Genomic DNA, 23,074 nt, shown 5'->3' with positions numbered 1-23,074 from the left:
GAATGAATTCGACGCAGCTTACCTTCCAGATCTGAAACCAGGGATACCTTGACTTCAGCATGACAGTTGAGTCTAGCTGTTATGCTGCTAGACAACACTATACGTATGTGATATCACAGTGAAATCCTACCCGCCCCTTCGGAGAGCTCAATCATGTTCCGACGCACCGCAAGTCTCTTTTGCCTGGTCCTGATATCTACCTTCTCCTCTCACGCTCAACAGGGTGCCGTCTCGGCTCCGACTTTCAATCTAAAGATCGATTTCAATCAGCGGGTGAAGATGCGGGATGGCGTTGAACTAGACGCCGATGTATATCGGCCCGATGCTCCCGGACAGTTCCCGGTGATCATTGCGCGAACTCCGTATAACAAGAGCACCCAGGTAGGCAATCATCTGGCAATGGGTGGATATTTTGCGGCCCGCGGTTATGTGTATGTCGCTCAGGATGTCCGCGGACGGGGCGACTCAGACGGTCTTTTCATTCCATACCGTAATGACGGTCCTGACGGATACGATTCCATCGAATGGTGTGCCAAGCAGCCATGGTCGAGTGGAAAGGTGGGAACGATTGGTCAGTCTTATCTAGGCTACGATCAGTGGATCGCAGCGCTGCAGCAGCCGCCACATTTAACCACGATGATCGTAATGACGACGCCGCCTGACCCGATCGTCGAGTCACCGACAGGTCTTCCTTCTCCAACCTATATGAGTTGGTGCAACCTGCTTCTCGGCCATACGATGCATAATGATGTCGCTGTGGACTGGAATGCGCTTTACTGGCATCTGCCGCTGGACACGATGGACGCAGCGGGGGATACCACTCCGTCTACTGGCAGGAAGCAATCAATCATCCCGGGATTAACTCTTGGTGGGAACCGTTGATCTATCAGGATAAGTACGACCGCGTTCATGTACCAATCATGCATGTGTCGGGCTGGTATGACGACGAGCAGGCAGGCGCGCTCATGAACTATATCGGGATGACACAAAAAGGGCCTGCCGATCAGCGCAAGAATCAGAAGTTACTTATGGGACCCTGGCCTCATGCCATTAACTCGACTCATAAGCTAGGAGAGATCGAGTTTGGGCCGACCGGTCAGATAGATCTGTTCGGGTATGAGCTCCGTTGGTTCGATCATTGGCTGAAGGGGATCGATACAGGCATCATGGCTGAACCTCCAGTGCGAATCTTTCTGATGGGAAAAACGAATGGAAAGATGAGTCTGGCTGGCCGCTGCCTGGCACGGAGATGGTGAAGTATTACCTCAACAGTGAAGGCAACGCGAACAGTCTCTATGGAAAGGGAGTGCTTGCGTTGCAGCCATCAGAAAAGCCATCGTTCGACCGGTATAGCTACGATCCTGCGAATCCGGTTCCGTTTATTACCGGCGCGACGTTCTCTCAGCTTGGCGGGCCGGACGACTACCGTCCTGTGGAGAATCGCGACGATGTATTGGTATACACAAGCGAAGCTTTCGAAAAGCCGCGATTGATCTGCGGGCCTATCCGTGCTCACCTGTCCGCCTCGTCGTCTGCGACAGACACGGACTTCATGGTGAAATTCCTTGACGTGTGGCCGAACGGTTTTGCCCAGCGCATGAGCGATGGAATGATTAGAGCCCGTTTTCGCGACGGTGGGGATAAGGCATCGCTGATCGAGCCAGGGAAAATCTATTCCTATGACGTGGACGTGTGGAACACATGCCAAGAGTTTCCCGCGGGACATCGTATGAGGGTTGAAGTCGCCTCAAGCGCATTTCCTAAATATGATCGCAATCAAAACACAGGAGAGCCACTCGGAAGAACGGCGAATATAAAGGTGGCTCAGCAGAAGATCTATCATGATGCGGACCATCCGTCCTATGTGACAATTCCTTTTGCGCCAGACAACTAACGAGAAAAGCTTGGCCCGTCAGGAGTGATCGATTTGCCCCACTTGCCTTTATCACGCTTCACAAGCATGCGGATCTTATTGATCGCTTCCTGATCGGGAACGAACCGGATCAAAATCGACGTTTGTCTTCTGGCATCCGTCTTAGCTATCCAATCCCTGCAGCTTGCGGTGTAGATCAGAACGTCCGACTTCTCTATGACCTTACGAACAGCAGCTTGGTCAGTTACAACAGCATAAGGAATCGATTCGGCCGGAGAGTCACGATAGAACTGGATCATCTTTATGATCCCCGGAGCCGGATCGACTGAGCCGAATAACACGCCGAGCTTCTTATTGTGTGGTACGGAGACAATATTTTGTATGGCCTCACTGTCGAGAGTGTGGGATAGAGCGAAGACTTTCTGATGCCGAGGGCTCACCAGGCGTTGAACAAAGTCGTAGTGGTAAAGAGTTGTAGTCATTAACTTGTCAGTGCCTGCGTTTTTTGGGGCCGGGGGTAGGGCAGAGACTATATCTTTGAGCGAAGTCGTCAAAACTCCTTCAATCTCAAGATGCAGGTCGGCCAGCGCAATTCGAAGCTCCGCAGTATAGTCATCGACATACTCCGGCAGGCACTCCACGAAGATGATTTTGACTGGTGCCGCTTGTCGCTGATGGGCGAGTGCGCGATGGTTGATGGATTGCGCCACAAGCATGGGGTCCATCCCCTTTTGCACGGCCTGCGTAACGACTTTTTCGGCAAAGGCCGAGAGTCGCGCCCTCTGGCGCGCCTCTTCTCCAGTGGCTTCAAGCGTAAGAATGACCCGCACCCCCACTCCCCGCGTGCTTGCAACTACTCTTCGATCTCGCAACCAGGCGTAGGCCTTGTTGACGGTAAGAAAGGAAACACCTAGTTCCTCGGCTAGTGTTCGTATTCCAGGAAGTTTGTCGCCAACGTGCAGTGCGCCAGTCTCAATGCGAAAGATGAGTTCATGGGCGATTTGCAGATATAAGGGAAGGCCGCTCTCCGAATTGAGAGTAAATCGCTCTAGTTCGCTCAACTTGGAACTTTCCTTTCGCCCGACGATGCTGGTGAATTTTAACACCTGCACATTGCTTATCAAGCGACTACGTAAATCTATGTGATTTAGCGGCACTCTAGCCAAAAAGTACGGCTTCAGCAGAAAATCGTTTGACACATCGGGCGGTTGCATGCTGTACTACATCACTATAACAGCTGACAAAGAAGGAGGCTTCATGATCAAAGCACTCGTTTGCGTTCCAGCCATCTTTTTCCTGTCAATTACCGTGTCTGCGTTCTCTCAACAGGCCACAGCCGACCTCCGTGGCTTTGTCACCGACAAATCTGGCGCAGCTGTTGTCGAAGCGCACGTTACGCTGACCAATCCTCAGACCGGATTGCAGCGTTCGTCCCAGACTTTGGGAACAGGTGCGTTTGCTTTCGTAGCTATACCTGCAGGCGGTTACAAGCTTTTGATTGAGAAGCCAGGATTTGCGGCTAAGCTGGTCGAGGGAATCACTCTCACCGTTGGACAGACAGCCAGTCTGGATGTTCTTGTTGACGTTGGCTCTGTGGCCCAGACGACGAACGTATCCAGTGATCCTCCAGTCGTCGATACCACACAGTCCTATATAGGAACAACAATCGGCACCCGTGAGGTTCGGGACCTTCCCTCCAATCGCGTCAGTTTGCCAATCTTGCGGTCCTCACGCCAGGCGTGACGCTGGTCTTCAATGCAGATCCGACTGCGAAGAATCGTCTGATGCCCTCGATCGCGGGTGGCCGAGGACGTTATACCAGCTTCTACGTGGATAACGCCGACGACAATGAAGATCTCGACGGCGGTCTCCTGCAAACGGTCAGCCTCGAAGCCGTTCAGGAGTTTCAGGTAATTACACACCGGTTTACTGCCGAGCAGGGACGTGCTGCTTACGGCATTATCAATGTGATAACGAAGTCAGGCACGAACAACTGGCATGGGAGCGCCTTTGAGTTCTTCCGCAACGATGCGTTTAACTGGAAGACTCACAGCGAAGAGTTATCGGATTCGCCGAAGAGCGCGTACAACCGAAACCAGTTTGGTGGTTCGTTTGGGGGACCAATCATAAAAGACCGCATGTTCTTCTTTGTGTCGCCGGAAAGACTTTCCCAGAGCACCGTAAACATTGTGAATACGCAGGGCGTTGCTCCTACGCTGGATGGACCAGAGACGCTGCCGCAAACGCTGTTTACTATCTCTGCCAAACTCGATGTGCAGTTGGCGAAGAATACTCTTCTTACGTTCCGTTACTCGCGTGAAACCAACGCTGACGTTAGCGATGTCAACACGCTCACTCCCCATCAGAGCTCCGGTACCAATCAGAACACGTACAACACCGGGACTATAAACCTCACCAGCACTTTCGGAGCAAACAAGGTGAATCAGCTAACCTTCGAAACGGCAGACTGGCAAAACGGTTTGTTGGCAAACAGTTCGGGCCCTGGATTGTCTTTTTCGAATGGCGTTATTCTGGGACAAGGTCCGTCCTTTCCTCAAACGACATCGTTCAGAAAATATCAGTTACGCGATACTTTTTCGACGACAGTCGCGGGAAGGGGATCCCACAACCTGAAATTTGGAGCGGAAGAAATTCTCGAACCACATCCACAGGGGACATACGGCACACAGACTTTTCCTCAGTACAGCTTTCTGGGCAACAGTCTCACTTCTCCAATCTCCCAGATCTTCTACAACGTAGGTGACGCCTCTTTCACGTTCAACTCTTTCAACCGGTTCGGCGTTTTCGCCCAAGATGATTGGCAGATCACTCGCAAACTAACAATCAATGCAGGTCTCCGTTGGGATGTTTACGGCGGCGTTGCGTTCAATCAGAACTATAGCCAGACTTATCAATTCCTTCAAACAGCCTCACCATATTTCACCGGGCAACAAACTCAGACGCCGAAGACCAACTTCGGTCCACGCCTCGGCTTCGCCTATGACCCTACTGGAACAGGGCGAACCGTTATTCGGGGCGGATATGGGCTCTACTATAACTTTCCGATCGAGACGAGCTTCTTCACTATTGTCGAACGCAATCCAGATCCTCAAGTTCTCGGATATCTCGTATCGAATCCAACCGGCATTTTGAACCCAGACGGTTCGTTCTATCAGTATGGCCAGCCGCTACCTCCAAACCAGCTAACGCCGAGCCCATTTCCGTTGGAGAATTCAGTAGTAGATCCGCACCAGGTTGATCCGCGTTACCAGCACGCGACGATAGGATTCGAACATCGATTAGCTCCTAACACAGTGATTGGTGCAGATTTCTTGTGGTCTCGGGGAGACCATACTCCTTCTGCTGATGAGATCAATCGTTTTCCCAGTCTGGAAAATCAGGTACGTCCGTATGCGGCAGCCGGTTACAACTTTCCAATACGCATCGAACAGACAACGGGAAAAAATCTGTACCGATCGCTGAACATCTCTCTTGTGCACAACTACTCGAAGAGCTTCGCAATTAATACTTGGTATACCTATTCAACTTGTCGCAGCACCAATGTCGTTGCCTCTGACGAGGGCTTCAGTACGTTTCCCATCACAGAGAATGACGGAGGTGCCCCCGCAAACTTTGGACCTTGCGCACTGTCTCCGACGCATAAGCTGCTGGCGAGCCCGGTCTGGACCTTGCCGAAGCAGTTCCAGATCTCATCGATCGCTCGATTCAGCTCACACTCTCGCTACAACATCACCGCTGGAGCAGACTTGAATGGCGATGGCGTCAACAATGACCTTCCAGTCGGAGTAGCAACGATCAACTCCGGTGTTGGAGCCAACTTCTTCCAGCTAGACCTGCGCGCTTCAAAGTTCTTTACGATGCCACGCGAATTCGGCAGGATAGAAGCGGTATTCGAGCTGTACAACTTGTTTAACAACATCAACCCTTCTGGGTATCAGGGCAATGAGCTCGGAAGTGACTTTGGACAACCCACTGCATTCGCCGGAGATCCCGTGCAGGGCGATGCTCGCCTCGCTCAGCTCGGAGTTAGATACTCATTTTAGGTGTGGTTGAGGTGACGCGGAGTTCGCTGATCCTCGACTCTATCCCACCCATCCGGCCATGACTTACAGCAGGCTCTACAAAACAAGCATGTCAACGCGGCGCATGAGCCTCCTATCAGCGGCTCATGTTTTATAAGCGCAGAGAAGCCGTTGCAGACGGAAGCAGGATTTCAAAGTGACAACAATGTTGAAGGACTCTCTGCAATATTTGCGTGATGAGGATGCAACATCACAACTAGATAACCTTGATCTTATAAAAGCAATCGAAGATGCCTTCCAACTAAATCGCGATTCCTACGTCATGCCGCAGCGAATGATTCTCTCCCAAGGCTCACAAACTGTTCTTGTCATGCCCTGCTTTGCGGAAGACGTTTTTGGTATCAAAGTCGTGACGATGAGTAGAGATCCTGGTCACGGTCCTCGAGTGCTAAAGGCTAACTACACCGTTTACGACGGCAAGACCGGCGAAGCTCTGCTGGCGATGGAAGCAGACGTCTTAACTGATCTGCGCACTGCTGCAACATCTGCTGTAGCTACAAAACTCATGGCACGGACAAACTGCAGCGTTCTTGGAGTGTTCGGCACAGGAAGGCAAGCAGTTGCACACCTCTCCCTAATGCTCTCTGTACGACCCTTTACAGATGTTCTAATCTGCGGCTCGTCGACGGAACGTAGTCGAACATTCGCTGCGATGGCCTCGGAGAGATTCAAACTCCAGGTGCGATCTGTGGACGCCGACACGTGTGCTGCGGAGTCCGATGTTTTGTGCACATGCACCACATCCGCTACGCCACTTTTCGATGGTAGATTGCTGCGTCCGGGCGTGCACGTCAATGCAGTAGGTGCCTTCCGCCCGGACACGCGCGAAGTCGACGATGAAACGATTCTTCGATCGCGGCTGGTTGTCGATTTCTACGAAGGAGCGCCCGTAGAAGCTGGAGATATATTGATTCCGCAAGCCAATCATGTAATCGGGCCGGAACATATACTTGCCGATCTGCATGAAGGGCTCTCCGGCAAAAAGGAGATTCGGAGGAACGACTCTGACATCACATTATTTAAAAGCGTAGGCTGCGCTCTGGAAGATCTTGCTGCTGCTCGCCTGCTACTCCAGCGTACTCATTGACCCAAAGTGGGCTCTTGTGATCAGACTTGTTCGTGAGGAAATTCGTTGATGACGGAATCTCGAACAGTCGGCGCAAGTGAAGGGCGAGTCATCATAGTTGGTGGCGGTGCAGTCGGTGTGTGTTGTGCCTACTTCCTGGCAACGGCCGGCTTCCGCGTGCTTTTGTTGGAAGAAAATGAAATATGTTCCGGCTGCTCTTATGGAAATCTCGGATTGCTGGCCGCAAGCCATTGCACGCCACTGGCCTCTGCTGGAGTAATAGCCAAAGCGACTGCCTGGATGTTTGATCCTGAAAGCACATTCTCAATTCACTGGCGGTCCGATCCCCAGTTGGCCGCATGGCTATCGCAGTTTGTTCGAGTAAGCTATCTAAAGCCAGCTCCTGTTGCAACTGCTGAACTTTTGCGGCTCGTTCTCGTCAGTATGTCACTCTTCGATCAGTTATCCCGTAGAGAGGACCTTAGCTTCGGATATAAGAAACAAGGTGTTCTGGAGCTCTTCGCCACTACGACCGCCTTCCGTGACGCGAGCAGGCGGACAGAATCGCTCAGAAGAGCAGGCTTGGAAGTGGAGATTCTTGATCCGGAGGCGACCAGGCTCCTGGAGCCGGCAGCTTCGTCTAACGTCTGCGGAAGTCTGCTTTATAAAGATGACTGCCACATTCAGCCTGCAGACTTCGTCTTGGGCTTGGCAGACGTCTCCAGAGGAGTCGGCGTGGAGATTTTGGAACATAGCAGGATAACCAGTCTGAGGACATCGGGGAACTGTATCACCGGGGTGTGCACAAGGGAATCCTTCTTCGCCGCTTCAATAGTCATACTTGCGGCCGGTTGTGCCACACCCTCGCTGGCGAAACCTCTTGGCGTAAGTCTTTCGGTGCAACCCGCGCGCGGATACTCTTTTACTGCACCAGGCAGAGGTGCCGACTTGCTACGGCCAATCATGCTCGCTGAATCCAAAGCGCTGTTAACTCCGATGGGGAACGATCTGCGACTTGGCGGCGTGTTGGAACTCACGGAAGTAGGCTCAGCGATCGACGCGAGACGTGCGCAGGCGCTGGTTAAAAGTGTTTGCCGATACCTATCACCGGAAATCTCCTTTGACGGCTTGGAGCCATGGAGTGGATACCGCCCCTGCTCGCCGGATGGTTTTCCTATAGTGGGTTGGTCGCAACGCTGGGAGAATTTAATATATGCAACCGGGCATGGGATGCTCGGACTTACTCTTGCACCTCTGACCGGACAGATTACTGCCGAACTAGCTGCGGGAAAACCTCTGCCCTATGAGGCGGCACGACTCTCTCCCACTCGATTTGGTTCGAGGATCTGAATTAGTAATATTTATTACCTTCTGTTATATAACAGTGATACAGTAAAATCAGACCTAACAAAATTTGCCCACTATGCCTCCGAAGGCGTCGCACAACAGACTCTTGTTTTGGTTCCCGTAGCACAGGTCCAACTGTCTTTGAAATGACTGAAGGATAACGATGAAGCGTTGGTCCTTGCTCTCGATTTCTTTGTGTTGCTGTCTCAGCATATTCGCGCAGACCAGTACGCCGGGGTCGAAGGCGGAGTTTCAGGTGCGGATCGACTTTAATCAGCGTGTCAAGATGAGCGATGGCGTGGAATTATCTGCGGACGTTTATCGACCGGACGCCGAAGGCCGTTTTCCAGTTATTCTCGTTCGCACTCCGTACAACAAAGGCAGCGAATTTAAGAATCAGGTTTACCTTACTGAAGGCAGATATTTTGCGGCGCGCGGATATGTTTACGTGGCGATGGATGTTCGAGGCCGAGGCGATTCTGATGGAAGATTCACCCCCAGCGCAACGAAGGCAAAGATGGATATGAATCCATCGAATGGTGTGCGCGGCAGCCGTGGTCAACGGGGAAGACCGGCACTCTAGGCGCTTCTTATCTGGGGTACGACCAGTGGCTCGCCGCGGTTCATCAGCCTCCGCACCTCACGACGATGATCGTTCACACTACTCCGCCCGATCCGTTTATTGAGAATCCTACCGGCTTGCAATCGCCGGCCTATCTCAGCCTCTACCACTTCACCACAGGCCACGTTCTCCAGAACCTAGCTGCGGTCGACTGGAATAAAACCTACATGCATCTGCCGATCTACACCATGGACGAAGCGGCAGGCCTCCGCATTCAGTATTGGAAAGACATCATCGAGCACGCCGGGATCAACACATGGTGGGACCCGCTGATGTACCAGAGCAAGTTCAGCCTTGTGAATGTGCCTGTCATGAACGTCTCCGGATGGTATGACGATGAACAGGCCGGTGCCACTATGAATTACATCGGCATGACGACTGAAGGTCCGCAGGCGCTGCAGCAGTCGCAGAAACTTCTCATGGGACCATGGCCTCATGCGGTGAACACAACGACGAAACTGGGACAGATAGAATTTGGCCCAACGGCAGTCATCGATCTTTTAGGGTATGAGCTCCGTTGGTACGACTACTGGCTGAAAGGTATGGATACCGGAATAGCCAAAGAAAAACCCGTACGCATCTTTCTCATGGGGCAGAACCAATGGCTCGATGAAGAGACGTGGCCGATTCCTGGCACAAAGGACATACGTTACTTCCTCCACAGTAATGGAAAAGCCAACAGCCTGTATGGTGACGGAATCCTGTCAGAGGCCAAACCTGGCGAGGACAAAGAAGATGTCTACTCCTACGACCCAGCCGATCCGGTACCGATGATTATGGATCAAACCTTTGCTCAGCTCGGGGGCCCAGACGACTATCGCTCGATCGAACGAAGAGACGATGTTCTGGTTTTCACGGCGGCGCCATTCCTGCAGGACGAGACGGTATGCGGCGCAGTTCGGATGCAGCTCTCAGCCAGCTCTTCCGCAAAAGACACCGACTTCACTGCCAAACTCCTCGATGTGTGGCCAAATGGATTTGCCCAGAGACTCAGCGACGGAATCGTTCGGGCGAGGTATAGAGACGGAGGCGATAGACCTTCCCTTATTACCCCGGGACAGATCTACTCCTACGATATCGACCTATGGAATACCTGTCAGGTGTTCAAGACCGGGCACAGTCTTCGGGTTGAAGTTTCATCGAGTACCTTCCCGAAGTACGACCGTAATCAAAATACGGGCGAGGCTCTTGGTAAGACGAGCAATATCGTGGTCGCACAGCAGAAGATTTACCACGACAATCAGCATCCATCGTACATAACGATTCCTATTGTGCCCGACAACACCGGAACACCGGCATTCTTCACGCGACAGTAGACCGGCTAGTCGCCGCAGCCAACTGAAAGGAGCTTGCTCATGCGCTTCGCGAACATGATCTCAGCGGTAGATGCACATGCTTGCGGAGAGCCGGGCCGCGTCATCGTGGGCGGAGTGTTCGATGTTCCTGGACGCACGATGTACGAGAAGAAAGTCTACCTTGAAAAGAACGCGGATGGTCTTCGCCGGAGAATGCTGCGTGAGCCGCGTGGATATCCTGCACTGTGTTGCAACCTGGTGCTACCCGCGGCCGATCCAAGTGCCGACATCGGCTTCATAATCATGGAGCAGACAGAGTATCCTCCAATGTCCGGCTCGAACACAATCTGTGTCGTGACCGTTCTTATCGAAACAGGCATGGTTCCGATTCAGATGCCGATCACCCGGCTCAAGCTTGACACGCCGGCGGGAATAGTTGAAGTCGAAGCAGAAGTATCGAATCAAAAAGTCACGCAGGTGACCTTTCAGAATGTTCCTGCATTCGCTGTCCATCTCGACCGCGTCATTGAAGTCAGGGGCCTTGGTTCCGTTACCGTGGATGTTGCCTACGGAGGCATGTTCTATGTCATCGCCGATGCATCCCAGTTCGGACTTTCCCTAGTCCCCGAAGAGGGCAGTGAAATTGCACGGATCGGTGAGATGTTGAAGGCAGCGGCGCGAGAGCAACTTCCCGTGGTCCATCCAGAGAATCCCGATATCGCCGGAGTCTCTATCTCTCAGCTTTCAGCTCCCGCAATTAGTCCGGAGGCAGATCGAAGGAACAGCGTGGTGGTTTCAACCGGAACGTTCGACTGGAATAGGCCCGAGAGTTGGAAGGCCAGTCTGGATCGCTCGCCTTGTGGTACAGGGACGTGCGCAAAGATGGCGGTCTTATACGCCAAGGGACTACTGCCTCTGCACCAGACTTTTGTGCATGAGAGTGTCCTTGGCACTTTTTTTACCGGGCGACTCATCGCAGAAACCACAGTCGGGGGCTATCGGGCTGTCGTACCAACCATCAGCGGGAAGGCATGGATTACAGGATTCGCTAACTATGTTCTCGATCCGGACGACCCTTTTCCAGAGGGATTTACCGTGGGAGATATCTGGGCATAGAAGGCTCGAGTGCATTCTGGATATCTAAATTAGCAAGGAGAAGGGAACTCGAATTGATGAACTCGCGCGAACCGTACGAAACATCCATTGTGATAGATACCCATGCCGACACTTTTGCTCGTGTGTTGGATGAAGGCGAAGATTTCTTCAGTCCGACCAGCAAGTTGGCCGTCAACTTCCCGGATATGGTCAAGGGGGCTGGATGTGCAGGTGTTCGCACTCTACATCGCCCCAGGACTTCCTCCCGGCAAGACGATCAAGCGAGCGATGTCGATGGCCGGTACCTTCTTCCAGGCGCTTGAAGCGTCCAACGGAAAGTTTGTCATGGCCCGCACAGTCAGAGAGGTGAGAGCTGCTGTCGCTTCAGGCCGTAAGTGCGGCCTGCTTGCAGTAGAGGGAGGTCATATTATCGAGGGCGATCTGAACATACTGCGGTCGCTGCGAAATATGGGAGTCGTCACCATGACTCTCACTCATGCGAACACAAACGAGTGGGCTGATTCCTCTCAGGACGAACGTCGATGGGGCGGTCTGAATGATCTGGGACGCGAAGTGATTCGTGAGATGAACCGACTTCGGATGTTGATCGATGTCTCACACACATCCGACGAGACAGTTGAAGCGGTATTGGAGATCTCTGACGCTCCCGTAATCGCCTCTCATTCCTGTTGCCGCGCTATCTGTGATCATCCGCGTAATCTTACCGACGGCTTAATCAAGAAGATCGCCAGCAAAGGCGGCCTCATCGATATGGCCTACTATCCCCTTTCGTGGACAACGCGGCTTCCAGCGCATACCAGGAGCGATGGGATCAGCTGCGCGGTGCTAACTCGCCTAAGGTCACTCCGGAAGAAGATCCCAACTACATGATGAATCTTTACGCCCGTTGCATGGAAGGCGTTCCCGCCGTCTCTATCGAAAAACTATGCGATCACATCGATCATGCTGTGTCCCTGGTCGGTGCCGAGCATGTAGGCCTTGGTTCGGACTGGGACGGTGCTACGGTCGTGGTCAAGGGTTTGGAGACCTGCGCGAACTTACCCTTACTCAACGAAGCGCTTATCAAACGCGGGTATAAGCAGAAAGATCTAGACCTCATTATGGGCGAAAATTTTCTGCGAGTTCTCGAAAGAGCCGTCGGCGAGTAATACCCCGCTTCAGGTTTCTAGTTGTGATACCCATCGGATTTGACTTGGCCCGAAGATACAGCGAGAGACTATGACCCAAGTAAGCAGACTGAGACAAGGAGCTTCATACGGAAGACTGCTTCTTGCTCTTCTGTTCACGATCAATCTATTGAACTATATTGATCGGCTCGCAATCAGTGGACTGCTCGAACCGATTCGCAGGGATCTTGGTTTGACCGACGCCCAGTTGGGCAGGGTTGCCCTTGCCTTCCTGGTCCCGTATGCCGTTCTGCCGCTTTTCGTTGGCTGGATCGGTGACCGTGCGAATCGATCCAAGTTGATAATGCTTGCGATCTCTGTCTGGAGCGGCGCGACCGCATTCGCGGGATTGGCCAGGGGTTTTGGGCAGCTCGCTGCGACCCGGGCTGTTGTCGGTGTAGGTGAAGCTACTTACATGACGGTCTCGCCCAGCATGATCGCTGACGTCTACGGTACCAGCAAGCGCGGATCCGCAATGTCCCTCTTTTACATCGCGTCTCCTGTAGGTTCAGCGCTGGGAGTCATCCTCGCAGGAGTGATCGCGGCAGCATACAACTGGCGTGTTGCTTGCCTGATGGTAGGTCTTCCCGGCATTGTCATGGCGATCACTATGGGATTTTTCCCCGAACCCACTCGAGGCAATCTCGATCCGGACCAGGAGTCCATTCGTCCTAGGCTCAGCGTCGCCGCGCGCAATTTAGTAAGCAACCGGCCCTTTCTTTTGCTGGTGCTCGCGTACACGGTGCAGGTATTTGCTTATAACCCGGTTGAGTTCTGGCTGCCGACACTACTCCAGCGTGATAAGGGAATCCCGATCGTCCAGGCAAACACCATATACGGCACGCTCGTCTTCATAGCGGGAATCGCAGGTCCTATATTCGGGGGCCTTGTCGGGGATTACCTCGTTCGGCAGAGGCGCACTGCATACTACTGGATATGTATGGCAAGCGCGCTGGGTTCTGTCGTTCCTATTATCGGATTAGCCCTATTGGATCGCGGTATTCCATTATTTTCCGCCGTCTTTATCGAGGTGTTACTGGGAAATATGAGCACCGGGCTGGTATTCGCAATCCTGGTAACAATTGTCATCCCCGGATTGCGTGGCACGGCTACGGCGATCATGCTGACAGTCATTCATCTGTTTGGGGACGGGCTCTCCCAACCATTAATCGGACAGATTTCATCGAACCTTCAGTCAGGGGCAGACTTTCTAGGCCTTCGCGGAAGATTTTCCCTCTTTGATCACCTTGCTGGCACACAGCATCTCTGTGTAGCTTTGGCGTGCATCACGGCACCGGCCATGCTGGTCTCCGCTGGTCTATATATCCTTGCGATACCCGGAAAGAGCGGTCTAGAGATGTCGCCAGGCGAACCGATTTACGGTTGTTCCCCAATCGGTAAGTGATCGCCGGCTCCCGCGTCATCCGCGTTGGGCGTTCGCGACCATATGGCTAACACATTTTAGAATAGCTGCACGAGAAGATGATTTCGTGAGGAGTCAACCCCGCCGAGGCACAAACTGCAGTGTAGCTAATGTTGAAAGCGCCACTTGGAAGGGATCGCTGCCCGCCAACGCACTGACCTGCGAAGCGGAGGTAATATCCCGATTTGCGGTTTATGCGGGTTTTTTTACAAAAGTTAGGTCACGCATTGCCTGATATTTCCCTGTTGTTCGCTGTTGCTGAAATGCCTTGTCCTCTCAATCGAGGCCTTAACGCGCGGATTTGACCAATATTGATAGTCAAAAAGGCCCACATTCCCAGTATATTTCCCTGTAAGCAGGCGGATTGTCGCGGAGAGTAGTTCGCCCTCGGACTGCATCCACCGCCATCTCTTTATCCGAGAGCATCCGGAGAAATCCACAAGAACTTAATTTAAGCGCTAAACCCCGCATAATTACCGTAGAGTTAGTCCGTATGCGTCCGGGAGTGTACGGGGACATCCATCGTTTGGCGGGTGTACATCTGGGTGTATTCTGTTCTCAGCTTGGGTGTATTTTGCAGATGGAGGCATTTTGACACTAGCCAATACCGAGATACAGAAGGCCAAAGCGACACCGTCGCCACGGAGTAGATACCCTTGTCAGCTCACTGACACCAAAATCAAGAATGCTAAAGCAAAGGCAGAAGCCTATAGCGTGGTCGATGGAGGCGGACTTTACCTCCGGGTGACTCCGGCAGGCGGCAAGCTGTGGCGCTGGTCCTATCGGTTTGATGGCAAGGAAAAACTCATGTCACTGGGAGAATATCCGTATATTTCACTGTCGGATGCGAGACAGAAGTATGCCGACGCCCGGGTGCTTCTCGCTAAAGATATCGATCCAATGGCGCAACGGAAGGCTGAGAAAACCGCAAAGAAAGCAAATGCCGAGAATTCTTTTCAGAGCGTTGCCACAAGATGGATGGAACATTGGCACCACGAAAAAAGCCCGCGACACGTGGAGTACGTGAAGCGTCGTCTGGAGGCCGACATCCTGCCCGTTTTGGGGTCGCGGCCGATTGCGAAGATTCAAGCTCCCGAGATCGTGGCGATGGTGATGGCCATCGAAGCACGCGGCGCCGGAGTTATTGCCCGGCGCGCACTTCAGACCACGGCGCAGATCTTTCGCCACGCCAGAGTCCGTGGCTACGCGGACCGCAACCCCGCCAGCGAGTTCAGACCTAGCGACATTCTGAAGCCAGTGCGCGAAACCAACTATGCCCGCATTGAGGCCAGAGAATTACCCGACTTGCTGAGACGGATTGAAATCTATCAGGGAACCCATGTCACGCGTCTGGCAATTAAACTAATGGCGTTAACGTTTCTGCGGACGTCCGAATTGATCGAAGCCCCGTGGACAGAGTTTGATTTCGAGGCGGCTCGCTGGGACATCCCGGCCGAACGCATGAAGTCGGGTAAACGGCACATCGTGCCCCTGGCTCGACAGACTCTTGAGGTCCTGGGAGTGCTACACGACTTGACGGGACACAGCGAATGGCTCTTCCCCGGCGATCGTGACCCTAAAAAATGCATGAGCAATAACACCATTTTGAAGGCGTTGGAACGTATGGGGTACAAAGGCGCGATGACTGGGCACGGTTTTCGGGGCCTGGCTTCGACGATCCTGCATGAGCTAGGATACAAATCCGAATACATCGAACTGCAGCTCGCGCACCTTAAAAGGGACAAGGTGAGCGACGCCTACGATCATGCCCGTTATCTAGGACCGCGCACCACGATGATGCATGAGTGGGCGGACTTCCTGGAGAAGACCCAGAAGAGCGGTAAGGCGCCACAATTCGCCGGCAAGGTTGCATAGCGAATTGAAGGGCTTCGAATTACTCCAAAATTTAGATTGATAGATCGTTTCGTGTGCGACGTTCCGATAGTACCCGCGCCAGTGCGCGAGCTGCTGGATGAGGTATGGGCTGTATATGGACAATTCACCGCTTCCAAACTCGAATCCATGACGCATCAAGAGCCGCCTTGGATAAACACTCCCCAGAGCGATCCGATTTCACATGGTGTAATGGCTGAGTTTTTTAATACACTGGTAATCGATGATGGCCAAGGGAAAGATACTCAAGCCCAAGCAAGATAAAGGCAAAAGAATCGCTCTATCGGCGTCGGCCGAATCTGCAACCGATTACAGCCGGGAAACCCCTACGTTTTGTCTTCGATATGTAGATCCCGAATACTGCGTCTCGCTGTGCGAGAAAGACGATAAGGCGGCTTTTGCTGATCGCGTACGCAAGCTTAGCCAGGTGACTTGGAATGAAATTATCCAAGCCGATAGACATGGCTTTGGTCGGGAAAAGATTGCCACCTCCTCTCTCAAACGTCCCATACCCCGACATTTGACGGAAGACGTGACTTTCATTGCATTACGATTTAGCGGCAAGAAGCCGATGGTAGGCTATCAATCCGGGCGCACGTTTCACGCTATCTGGTTTGATCGCGACATGAGCGGCGGGGTCTATCCTCACAGCTAATTCAAACTGCACCACTACCGGGGCGCAACGTTCGGCCATGGAAGGCGAAACGGATGACGCCTTGCGCGGGCGCGATCCTGTCGTCGTACTCAAGCTCGATGCCCTGCTGCCTGTGGCGACTGAAGTTCGTGAGCCAATCGGTGTCAGCGCATCGATGATTCCGAACGAGTTCGGAATTCTGAGACAATCTTGCCGACCAGCGATCCAAACTTAGCCTCGTAGTTCCCAGAACTCGCGCGATTCCTTCCAATGCATCAGGTCGTGAGCGGCCGCGATGTTTCTCTTAGGCGGAATTAGCGGAACGACCCAGGATGGCTTCGAAGTGAGCGGCTATTGCACAGTGGTCGAGATGACTTGAAATGATCCGGAGTTGTAGTTCGTCAGGTACAACGTTTTATCATCGCTGCCAACCGTAATCTCCCGCGGAAACAGTCCCGTCGAAATCGTCTGCACCACGCTGGCCGACGCTGGAACCACAACCGATAGAACCGTCGCATTGGCAATGCTGCCGGTGCCAAACCGGTTGGAGTTGGCTACCGCCAGCAGCTTACCGCTGTCGAACAGCCGCAGCCCGACCGGAGCCGTCCCGCCGGTATCGGCATACCCCAACAACGCATTCCCTGGGTTGGTCTCAAGCATCCCCGTACTGAACGCCAGCACCCGGTTATCCCCGCGCGCCGAAACCCACAGCGTCGACCCATCCGCCGTCTCCACCGCGCGCACAGGCGAGCAGCCAGCGTTAACAGTCGAAACAATCGCCGCCGAGGAAGGATTCGCCTCCGCCTTCGCCACATCGATTACCGTTAGCAGCCCGCTGGCCTGCGTCCCGCCGCCCGCCTGCTGGTAGCACCCTGTCCGCGTCAGGATGGGATTGCTTCCCCGGTCGCATTCGTGAAGCTCCCTTCTACCTCGCTCGTCGCATACAACCGGCTACCGTCAGGCGAGATCGCAACGCCCGCGATCGTCTGTCCTCCGGTTGATATCTCCCCCACCAGCGTCCCCGCCGACACGATCCCTGACGAGTCATACTGCAGAGCCACAACCCCTACATTCCCCTCCGCCGTTGCACCCGGTGCCACCCCATACGCGTTCGCCACAAACGCATACTTGCCATCCGGCGACATCACAACATCGAAGCTTCCCTCATCGGCCGAGACCGCGCCCTGGCTCACCTGCAGTCCCGTCGAGGTGCATGTCTGGAGCGTGCTGAGGTTATAAAAGATCGCCCCATCCACGCCTAGCGTCGCCGCCAGTCCCTGCCCATTCGGAGTCAGGTTCATCCCGAAGGTGGACGCCCCATCCTGCACGAACTGCGGACGCACATAGTTGAAGCACGAAAGCTGCAATCCGCCGCCGGTCGCCGGCCCAAAGACCAGCATGCCGGAGGTCGAAGCCGAGACCGATACCAGCACATTGCCCGACGCCAGCGGCAGCGCCCGAAACGGGCTGCCATAACCGCTAGTCGAATAAGTAACGCTGGAGGCCGTTACCACCGGCGTCGCCGCTCCTGAAGCCAACACCGTCACATTCGTGGTGCCCGCCGCGCTCGTGTACGAAGCCGTATTCGCGGGCGTGAAATTGGCCGTCAAGGTATCCGTTCCTACCGCCAGCAGCCCCGCCGGCACGCTCACCACCGCCTGTCCGCCACTTACCAAAAAAGGGAACGAACCGTAGTTTCCGCTGCTCAAAACCACCGAGCCCGCAGGCGCCCCGGCACTCGACGCCACCGCAACCGCGACGCTCAGAGCCTGCGCTGTGCTGATGCTTCCTGAAGGCGACGCCGTGACTGTTACCGTCGGCGTCACCGCTCCCGTCATCGGTGGGGTCGTGCTGCCACCCGAGGAGGTTCCACTCGCGCAACCTGTTATGAGAGACAAACCGAGGGACACAGTTCCAAGCAGAAAAGCGCAGCGCCCCATTTTCGTCAGAAGATTATTTATGGCATTTCCCACCCGATTGTCATGAACTGCTTTAGGGGAAGTGTACCCTGACCAACCAGAAGCCATGTCCAAGTCATAGGCGAGACACACGGCGAACAAACGCAGCAATCAAAAGCACGCATAGGACGGCGTGTGTAAATGAAGAACATAAAAGAGTGGTGTCGAGGGGGCAGAAACGGCGCAGCAGACATCTCACGTTCGAAAAACCTCAGGGAACCGAAAATTGAAACGTAACACGCCTAAAGAGAGGCCAAAGACAAGAAGTGGAAAACTGGGAGACGAACCCTAAAGTACACACCTCCCGCAAAAATGCAAAGAGTTCGGGAACGATTTTTTGCGAACAATTTTCACGCGTGATAATCCAAGGAAATATGTTACGGTCCACGGACATCACAGATCTCTTCAACAATCGGTATTCCCAACAAGGGATAAACCCAACATTGCTGTCACCAGGGGCAATGGACCAAGACAAAGCGAGGTTATCGGGGTAGTTTCCCGGAACTACAAGACCGCACTTGTCCGGAAAGCCGACTATTCGGCCAAGTGCCTCCCGTTCGATTCTCGATAAGCGCATTGGCGATTTGCCACCAATTGAGAAGCCGCCAACTGCATAAAGCTGGCGGCGCGAGACTATGTTTCATTCGGCCGGACTCACGGGAATATGTAATTTTCGACGATCGAGCTGATTGTTACGATTTCGCATGATAATAGAGATGAAAACCAGAACACTCAGCATAGTGAGGAACCAAGGGGCGTGCCCCGCCATCGGGTTAGTGGCAAGCCCAAATCTGCGTTAGTCCCAAAACGACGCATTCTCTGTGTAGATGACTAGATAGTCGGCACTACGCTCCGTGCTAACGCCCTAGGGAACCTCTGCGTAGGCGTCTGACTTTCTGGGGTCAGGGAGTGGGCATGGAAGATGCGCGGGTTTTGGTTGGTTTGATGCTGTTGGAGGGCTAATTGAACGCGCATCCGCCCGTTTTCCGGGGCTTCCAGGCGCACTACTGCCCAAGGACTGCCAGACGTTTGCGGTGCAGGTACAGGTTCACCAGCGCGAAGTTCGCGCACAGGCGGTGATGGTTCTTCGCGATGCCTCTGTATCTCACTTTGTCGAAGCCGAAGATGCGCTTCAGGATCCGGAACGGATGTTCTACCTTGGCCCGCACCCTCGACTTACTCCGGTTCTTCTTTTTCTGTAACTCGTCGACATAGTTTTTGAACTTCGTCCGCTTGCAGGTCATGTCCTGTGCCTTCGGAGCGGCCTCTTGGATGGCGTCGGTCTGGCCCTGATAGCCGCCGTCGCCCCACACCTTACGCTCTTGGCCGTGCAGCAGTTCCGGTAACATGTGGCAGTCCGCCACGCTGGCTGCGCTCGTCGCCACAGAGTGGACGATGCCCTCCCTCGCGTCCACGCCGATATGCGCCTTCAGGCCGAAGTACCACTGGTTGCCCTTCCTGGTCTGGTGCATCGCCGGGTCGCGCTCGCCACTCGCGTTCTGGGTCGACGAAGGCGCATGCAGGATGGTCGCATCGACAATCGTGCCCGTCGCGATCCGGATGCCCCTGGCATCCAGATGCACGTTCACCGCATCCAGCATCAACCCGCCCAGCTCGTGCCTCTCCAGCAGATGACGGAACCGCAGGATGGTCGTCTCATCCGGCGCAGGCGCAATCCCAAGGTCCACGCCAACGAACCGCCGCAGCGCCGCAGACTCGTACAACGCCTCTTCCACCCCAGGGTCCGACAGATTGAACCACTGCTGCACAAAGTAAGTCCGCAGCATGATCGCCAACCCTACCGGCTGCCGTCCCTTGCCCGCCTTCGCATAGTGCGGTCGTACCAGGGCTTCCAGCGCAGACCATGGAACCACCTGCTCCATCTCGTCCAGAAACAACTCCCGCCGACTCTTCCGCCCGTACTTCTCAAACACACCCTGACTCGACAGACTCTGCTGCTTCATCGCAATCTCCTCGCAGCTATCAGATTAATCAATCAGGCAAGCGATGCAGAACTTGTGCAGACTCTCCCTAGAAGAGCACGGCTATTCGATAACTCTCTACCACTGTCCGTTGGCCGTACTCAGGTGCGATGTTTTGTATCGATCTTGCGATTCTCGATTTTCAAATGCCCGGACTTAATGGCCTAGAGCTCCTTCTGCGTATGCGAGCCTTAGGAGCGAGGTTCCCATTGTGCTACTCACCGGATGTGTCGATGCACTCTCGTGCGATGACCGCGCCCTCTTTGCGCGCTGCATCGACAAAGCCCAACACATAAAATCTCTGTTGTACACCATTGCGGATTTTCTGGACCCGAATCAGATTCCCGACTACGGCGCCTGAGACCGCACTGTCGCAGGCGCGAAATAACGAGCGAGTGCTAGTCGGGAACTGGCATCGCGAGGACGAACGTATCAGTAGCGCTTACGTCAAAAGCGGCCTTAGCTACGACCACAGCGGGTACCTCGCTCTCGGCGGCAATGCACTGACCTACATCCTGACTCTGAAGACTCGCCGCGGTTCCGAAAGAGCCGAGATGGAGATACCGGTACGAGTGGCGTCATCACTTCAGGAAGCAAACCTTAAACTTTCACGAGCCGAAGACTTGAACGGAACTGTGGGCCAGATGCCGCGGTGCAGTCGTAACGTGGTGTGCTGAATACCCAGCCGAGATTTGACCCATAGAGCTTCCGAGGATGATTTGCACCTACAGACAATGCGTTCTGGATCACAGCCATTCGATTAGTCTCCTAGGAAGCAACACCATTGTTCATTCATTGAATGCAATACATGAGTGGCTTCGTTTCTTACCAGACCTTGTGCTACTAGGAACATGTAATAGCGACTTGTTTTTTACCTCCATACGATAGACCATGCCAGACCCGGACGAGTCGCTCTAATGTTGAAAAAGAAGGCTTTTCTAATGCCGTGGTACTGACGGCAAAAAGGCAACGCACACCGCCTGTCGGGATTATTGGGCAAGCGAGTTCAATCGCCTGGGAGTAGGCGGGTGATGACGGTTCTACGAACAATGTGGGGTAAGGCGGTGGTCGTCCGAATACGGGCACGACCCGTTTTCGTGTTGGGCACCGTGTTGGCTTACTTGTCGCTGGTAGCGCTTCCCCGTGCGCTCGCGCTTGATCCGGACCGGCGGATCTCTCAGTACGCGCACACTGCCTGGCGCGTGCGTGACGGAGTCTTCGCAGGAGCACCCACTGCGATCACCCAAACTACAGATGGATATGTGTGGATTGGGACGGTAGGCGGGCTGTTGCGCTTCGACGGCGTTCGTTTCGTCCGCTGGACTCCACCCACCGGAGAACATCTTCCCGCGACGGCCGTTTTCTCACTCCTGGGCGCTGCCGATGGGAGCCTATGGATCGGAACATCCGGTGGCCTGGCCCAGTGGAAGAACGGAAATTTGTTAAATTTCCCGGAGACAGCGGGTCGCGTGAACTCGATCTACGAGGACCGCGAGGGCACGATTTGGATGGCGCGTTCGCGAACGCGGGCTGGAGCTGTTTGTAAGGTCACAGCATCTGTGGCCAAATGCTACGCGCCCAAAGACGGAGTTCCACCCTATGCCGGGACATTGACCGGCGACAACTCCGGATATCTTTGGATTGGAACCAGCACCGCACTTGTCCGATGGAAACCAGGTTCATCTACTTCGTACGAGTTGCCCGGACTCAAGTCCAACGCAGCGCTTGGTGGTGTAATGGCTCTTGCTGCCGCTCCTGATGGATCTGTCTGGACGGGGATCGCGAATTCAGGCCGCGGGCTTGGTCTCCAGCAAAGGGTAAACGGTACATGGAGAACCCTGACCACAACGGCACTCGACAGCAGCACGTTGAATGTCTACGGCTTGTGGTTGGACCGACATAACGCCTTGTGGATTGGAACTCAAGGAAACGGCATCTACCGGGTCCACGACGGCAAGGTAGAACGTTTTCGAAGCGCAGATGGTCTATCAAGCGATACTGCCGAAAGTTTTTGAGGACCGGGAAGGTAATTTGTGGGTGACCACGCCCGAGGGCGTCGACTGTTTCCGCGACATTCCAGTTGTCAACTTCTCTGTGCACGAGGGGCTTACTGGTGACTCGGTCGATTCCATACTTGCGGCCCGGGACGGGACCATCTGGATCGGGAACCATGCAGGTTTGGATTATGTGCGTGGGGACGTCGTTTCATCCATCGGTCCAAAGAATGGATTGCCGGGCAGTCGCGTGACGTCGCTTCTCGAAGACCATGCTGGACGGCTTTGGGTCGGGTTGGACAATGGATTGTTTGTTTACGAGCGCGGCAGGTTTAGACCCATCCAGCGTCGCGACGGAGGTGCCATTGGGGTCGTTTTGAGGATGATCGAGGACGTGGATAGCTGCATTTGGGCCGTAGTCGTTCGCACTGGTCCCGGAAATGAAGGTGGACTGGTCCAAATTCAAGATGGCAGATTCGCCACCGAAATTGCAGACGAGAGGCTGGGTATTCCAATTTCGCTGGCGGGCGATCCCGAAGGTGGCCTCTGGTTGGGATTGCGTAAAGGCGGCCTGGCCCGGTATCGGAATGGCCAACTGCAGA

The 23,074-nt window shown here is 54.1% G+C and carries 20 protein-coding genes and 3 pseudogenes; 18 read left to right on the top strand and 5 right to left on the bottom strand.

Features of this window, described 5'->3' with window-relative positions; all coding sequences use genetic code 11:
- Nucleotides 1-153 precede the first annotated feature (153 nt).
- Both RBB80_RS01355 and RBB80_RS01350 read left to right on the top strand, forming a co-directional pair.
- Nucleotides 154-882: a CocE/NonD family hydrolase gene (locus RBB80_RS01355; RefSeq protein WP_433966559.1), complete on the top strand. Its 729-nt coding sequence runs from the start codon at nucleotides 154-156 to the stop codon at nucleotides 880-882.
- Nucleotides 879-1,894, top strand: a pseudogene (locus RBB80_RS01350) (CocE/NonD family hydrolase). The gene RBB80_RS01355 and the pseudogene RBB80_RS01350 overlap by 4 nt, the downstream one beginning before the upstream one ends.
- Here the strand turns inward: RBB80_RS01350 and RBB80_RS01345 are convergent.
- A complete protein-coding gene (locus RBB80_RS01345; RefSeq protein WP_433966558.1) occupies nucleotides 1,891-3,087 on the bottom strand; it encodes a GntR family transcriptional regulator in 1,197 nt (398 codons plus the stop codon). The pseudogene RBB80_RS01350 and the gene RBB80_RS01345 overlap by 4 nt on opposite strands.
- Before the next feature lie 43 nt (nucleotides 3,088-3,130).
- On the opposite strand from RBB80_RS01345, the gene RBB80_RS01340 reads away from it, so the two are divergent.
- The 12 genes and pseudogenes from RBB80_RS01340 (at nucleotide 3,131) to RBB80_RS01285 (ending at nucleotide 16,559) form a co-directional block, all read left to right on the top strand.
- Entirely contained in the window at nucleotides 3,131-3,616 is a 486-nt protein-coding gene (locus RBB80_RS01340; RefSeq protein WP_433966557.1) for a carboxypeptidase-like regulatory domain-containing protein, read from the top strand.
- Between the two features lie 41 nt (nucleotides 3,617-3,657).
- Entirely contained in the window at nucleotides 3,658-5,937 is a 2,280-nt protein-coding gene (locus RBB80_RS01335) for a TonB-dependent receptor plug domain-containing protein (protein ID WP_433966556.1), read from the top strand.
- A gap of 184 nt (nucleotides 5,938-6,121) precedes the next feature.
- Nucleotides 6,122-7,063 carry an ornithine cyclodeaminase family protein gene (locus tag RBB80_RS01330; protein ID WP_433970046.1) on the top strand — a complete coding sequence of 314 codons (942 nt, stop codon included), beginning with the start codon at nucleotides 6,122-6,124 and terminating at the stop codon, nucleotides 7,061-7,063.
- Between the two features lie 48 nt (nucleotides 7,064-7,111).
- Nucleotides 7,112-8,392 (top strand): NAD(P)/FAD-dependent oxidoreductase, encoded by a 1,281-nt coding sequence (locus RBB80_RS01325; protein ID WP_433966555.1) that lies wholly within the window; start codon nucleotides 7,112-7,114, stop codon nucleotides 8,390-8,392.
- A gap of 160 nt (nucleotides 8,393-8,552) precedes the next feature.
- Nucleotides 8,553-10,327 (top strand): annotated as a pseudogene (locus RBB80_RS01320) (CocE/NonD family hydrolase).
- Nucleotides 10,328-10,366: 39 nt separating this feature from the next.
- On the top strand, nucleotides 10,367-11,422 hold the full coding sequence (locus RBB80_RS01315) for a proline racemase family protein (protein ID WP_433966554.1): 1,056 nt from the start codon (nucleotides 10,367-10,369) through the stop codon (nucleotides 11,420-11,422).
- A 102-nt stretch (nucleotides 11,423-11,524) separates the two neighbouring features.
- The gene (locus RBB80_RS01310; RefSeq protein WP_433966553.1) at nucleotides 11,525-12,292 is read left to right on the top strand and encodes a dipeptidase; all 768 of its coding nucleotides are present in this window, start codon (nucleotides 11,525-11,527) and stop codon (nucleotides 12,290-12,292) included.
- Entirely contained in the window at nucleotides 12,289-12,570 is a 282-nt protein-coding gene (locus RBB80_RS01305; RefSeq protein WP_433966552.1) for a membrane dipeptidase, read from the top strand. The genes RBB80_RS01310 and RBB80_RS01305 overlap by 4 nt, the downstream gene beginning before the upstream one ends.
- A gap of 70 nt (nucleotides 12,571-12,640) precedes the next feature.
- A complete protein-coding gene (locus RBB80_RS01300) occupies nucleotides 12,641-13,993 on the top strand; it encodes a spinster family MFS transporter (protein ID WP_433966551.1) in 1,353 nt (450 codons plus the stop codon).
- A 609-nt stretch (nucleotides 13,994-14,602) separates the two neighbouring features.
- Nucleotides 14,603-15,886, top strand: coding sequence for a tyrosine-type recombinase/integrase (locus tag RBB80_RS01295; RefSeq protein ID WP_433966550.1), 1,284 nt, complete (start codon nucleotides 14,603-14,605; stop codon nucleotides 15,884-15,886).
- A gap of 51 nt (nucleotides 15,887-15,937) precedes the next feature.
- Nucleotides 15,938-16,168 (top strand): Panacea domain-containing protein, encoded by a 231-nt coding sequence (locus RBB80_RS01290; protein ID WP_433966549.1) that lies wholly within the window; start codon nucleotides 15,938-15,940, stop codon nucleotides 16,166-16,168.
- Nucleotides 16,128-16,559 carry a hypothetical protein gene (locus RBB80_RS01285; RefSeq protein ID WP_433966548.1) on the top strand — a complete coding sequence of 144 codons (432 nt, stop codon included), beginning with the start codon at nucleotides 16,128-16,130 and terminating at the stop codon, nucleotides 16,557-16,559. The genes RBB80_RS01290 and RBB80_RS01285 overlap by 41 nt, the downstream gene beginning before the upstream one ends.
- Before the next feature lie 330 nt (nucleotides 16,560-16,889).
- Here RBB80_RS01285 and RBB80_RS01280 read toward each other — a convergent pair whose 3' ends face one another.
- The 3 genes from RBB80_RS01280 to RBB80_RS01270 form a co-directional block, all read right to left on the bottom strand.
- A complete protein-coding gene (locus RBB80_RS01280; protein ID WP_433966547.1) occupies nucleotides 16,890-17,351 on the bottom strand; it encodes a YncE family protein in 462 nt (153 codons plus the stop codon).
- A 68-nt stretch (nucleotides 17,352-17,419) separates the two neighbouring features.
- The gene (locus RBB80_RS01275) at nucleotides 17,420-18,436 is read right to left on the bottom strand and encodes a YncE family protein (protein ID WP_433966546.1); all 1,017 of its coding nucleotides are present in this window, start codon (nucleotides 18,434-18,436) and stop codon (nucleotides 17,420-17,422) included.
- Between the two features lie 1,064 nt (nucleotides 18,437-19,500).
- Nucleotides 19,501-20,460 carry an IS5 family transposase gene (locus tag RBB80_RS01270; protein WP_433964127.1) on the bottom strand — a complete coding sequence of 320 codons (960 nt, stop codon included), beginning with the start codon at nucleotides 20,458-20,460 and terminating at the stop codon, nucleotides 19,501-19,503.
- A 229-nt stretch (nucleotides 20,461-20,689) separates the two neighbouring features.
- Between RBB80_RS01270 and RBB80_RS01265 the strand changes: the two genes are divergently transcribed.
- The 4 genes and pseudogenes from RBB80_RS01265 to RBB80_RS01250 all read left to right on the top strand — a co-directional run.
- Nucleotides 20,690-20,839 (top strand): hypothetical protein, encoded by a 150-nt coding sequence (locus RBB80_RS01265; protein ID WP_433966545.1) that lies wholly within the window; start codon nucleotides 20,690-20,692, stop codon nucleotides 20,837-20,839.
- A 34-nt stretch (nucleotides 20,840-20,873) separates the two neighbouring features.
- Nucleotides 20,874-21,155: a hypothetical protein gene (locus tag RBB80_RS01260; RefSeq protein WP_433966544.1), complete on the top strand. Its 282-nt coding sequence runs from the start codon at nucleotides 20,874-20,876 to the stop codon at nucleotides 21,153-21,155.
- 354 nt (nucleotides 21,156-21,509) lie between these two features.
- Complete coding sequence (locus RBB80_RS01255) at nucleotides 21,510-22,493, top strand: ligand-binding sensor domain-containing protein (RefSeq protein WP_433966543.1); 984 nt, start codon at nucleotides 21,510-21,512, stop codon at nucleotides 22,491-22,493.
- Nucleotides 22,459-22,743, top strand: a pseudogene (locus tag RBB80_RS01250) (two-component regulator propeller domain-containing protein); the annotation flags it as partial. The gene RBB80_RS01255 and the pseudogene RBB80_RS01250, both read left to right, overlap by 35 nt.
- On the opposite strand, the gene RBB80_RS01245 reads toward RBB80_RS01250, so the two are convergent.
- On the bottom strand, nucleotides 22,684-23,067 hold the full coding sequence (locus RBB80_RS01245; RefSeq protein WP_433970125.1) for a hypothetical protein: 384 nt from the start codon (nucleotides 23,065-23,067) through the stop codon (nucleotides 22,684-22,686). The pseudogene RBB80_RS01250 and the gene RBB80_RS01245 overlap by 60 nt on opposite strands.
- Nucleotides 23,068-23,074: the final 7 nt, after the last annotated feature.

The sequence above is a fragment of the Tunturiibacter gelidiferens genome, from assembly GCF_051013345.1.
GTDB lineage: Bacteria > Acidobacteriota > Terriglobia > Terriglobales > Acidobacteriaceae > Edaphobacter > Edaphobacter gelidiferens_A.
This window is presented reverse-complemented; position numbering and strand designations above follow the sequence as displayed.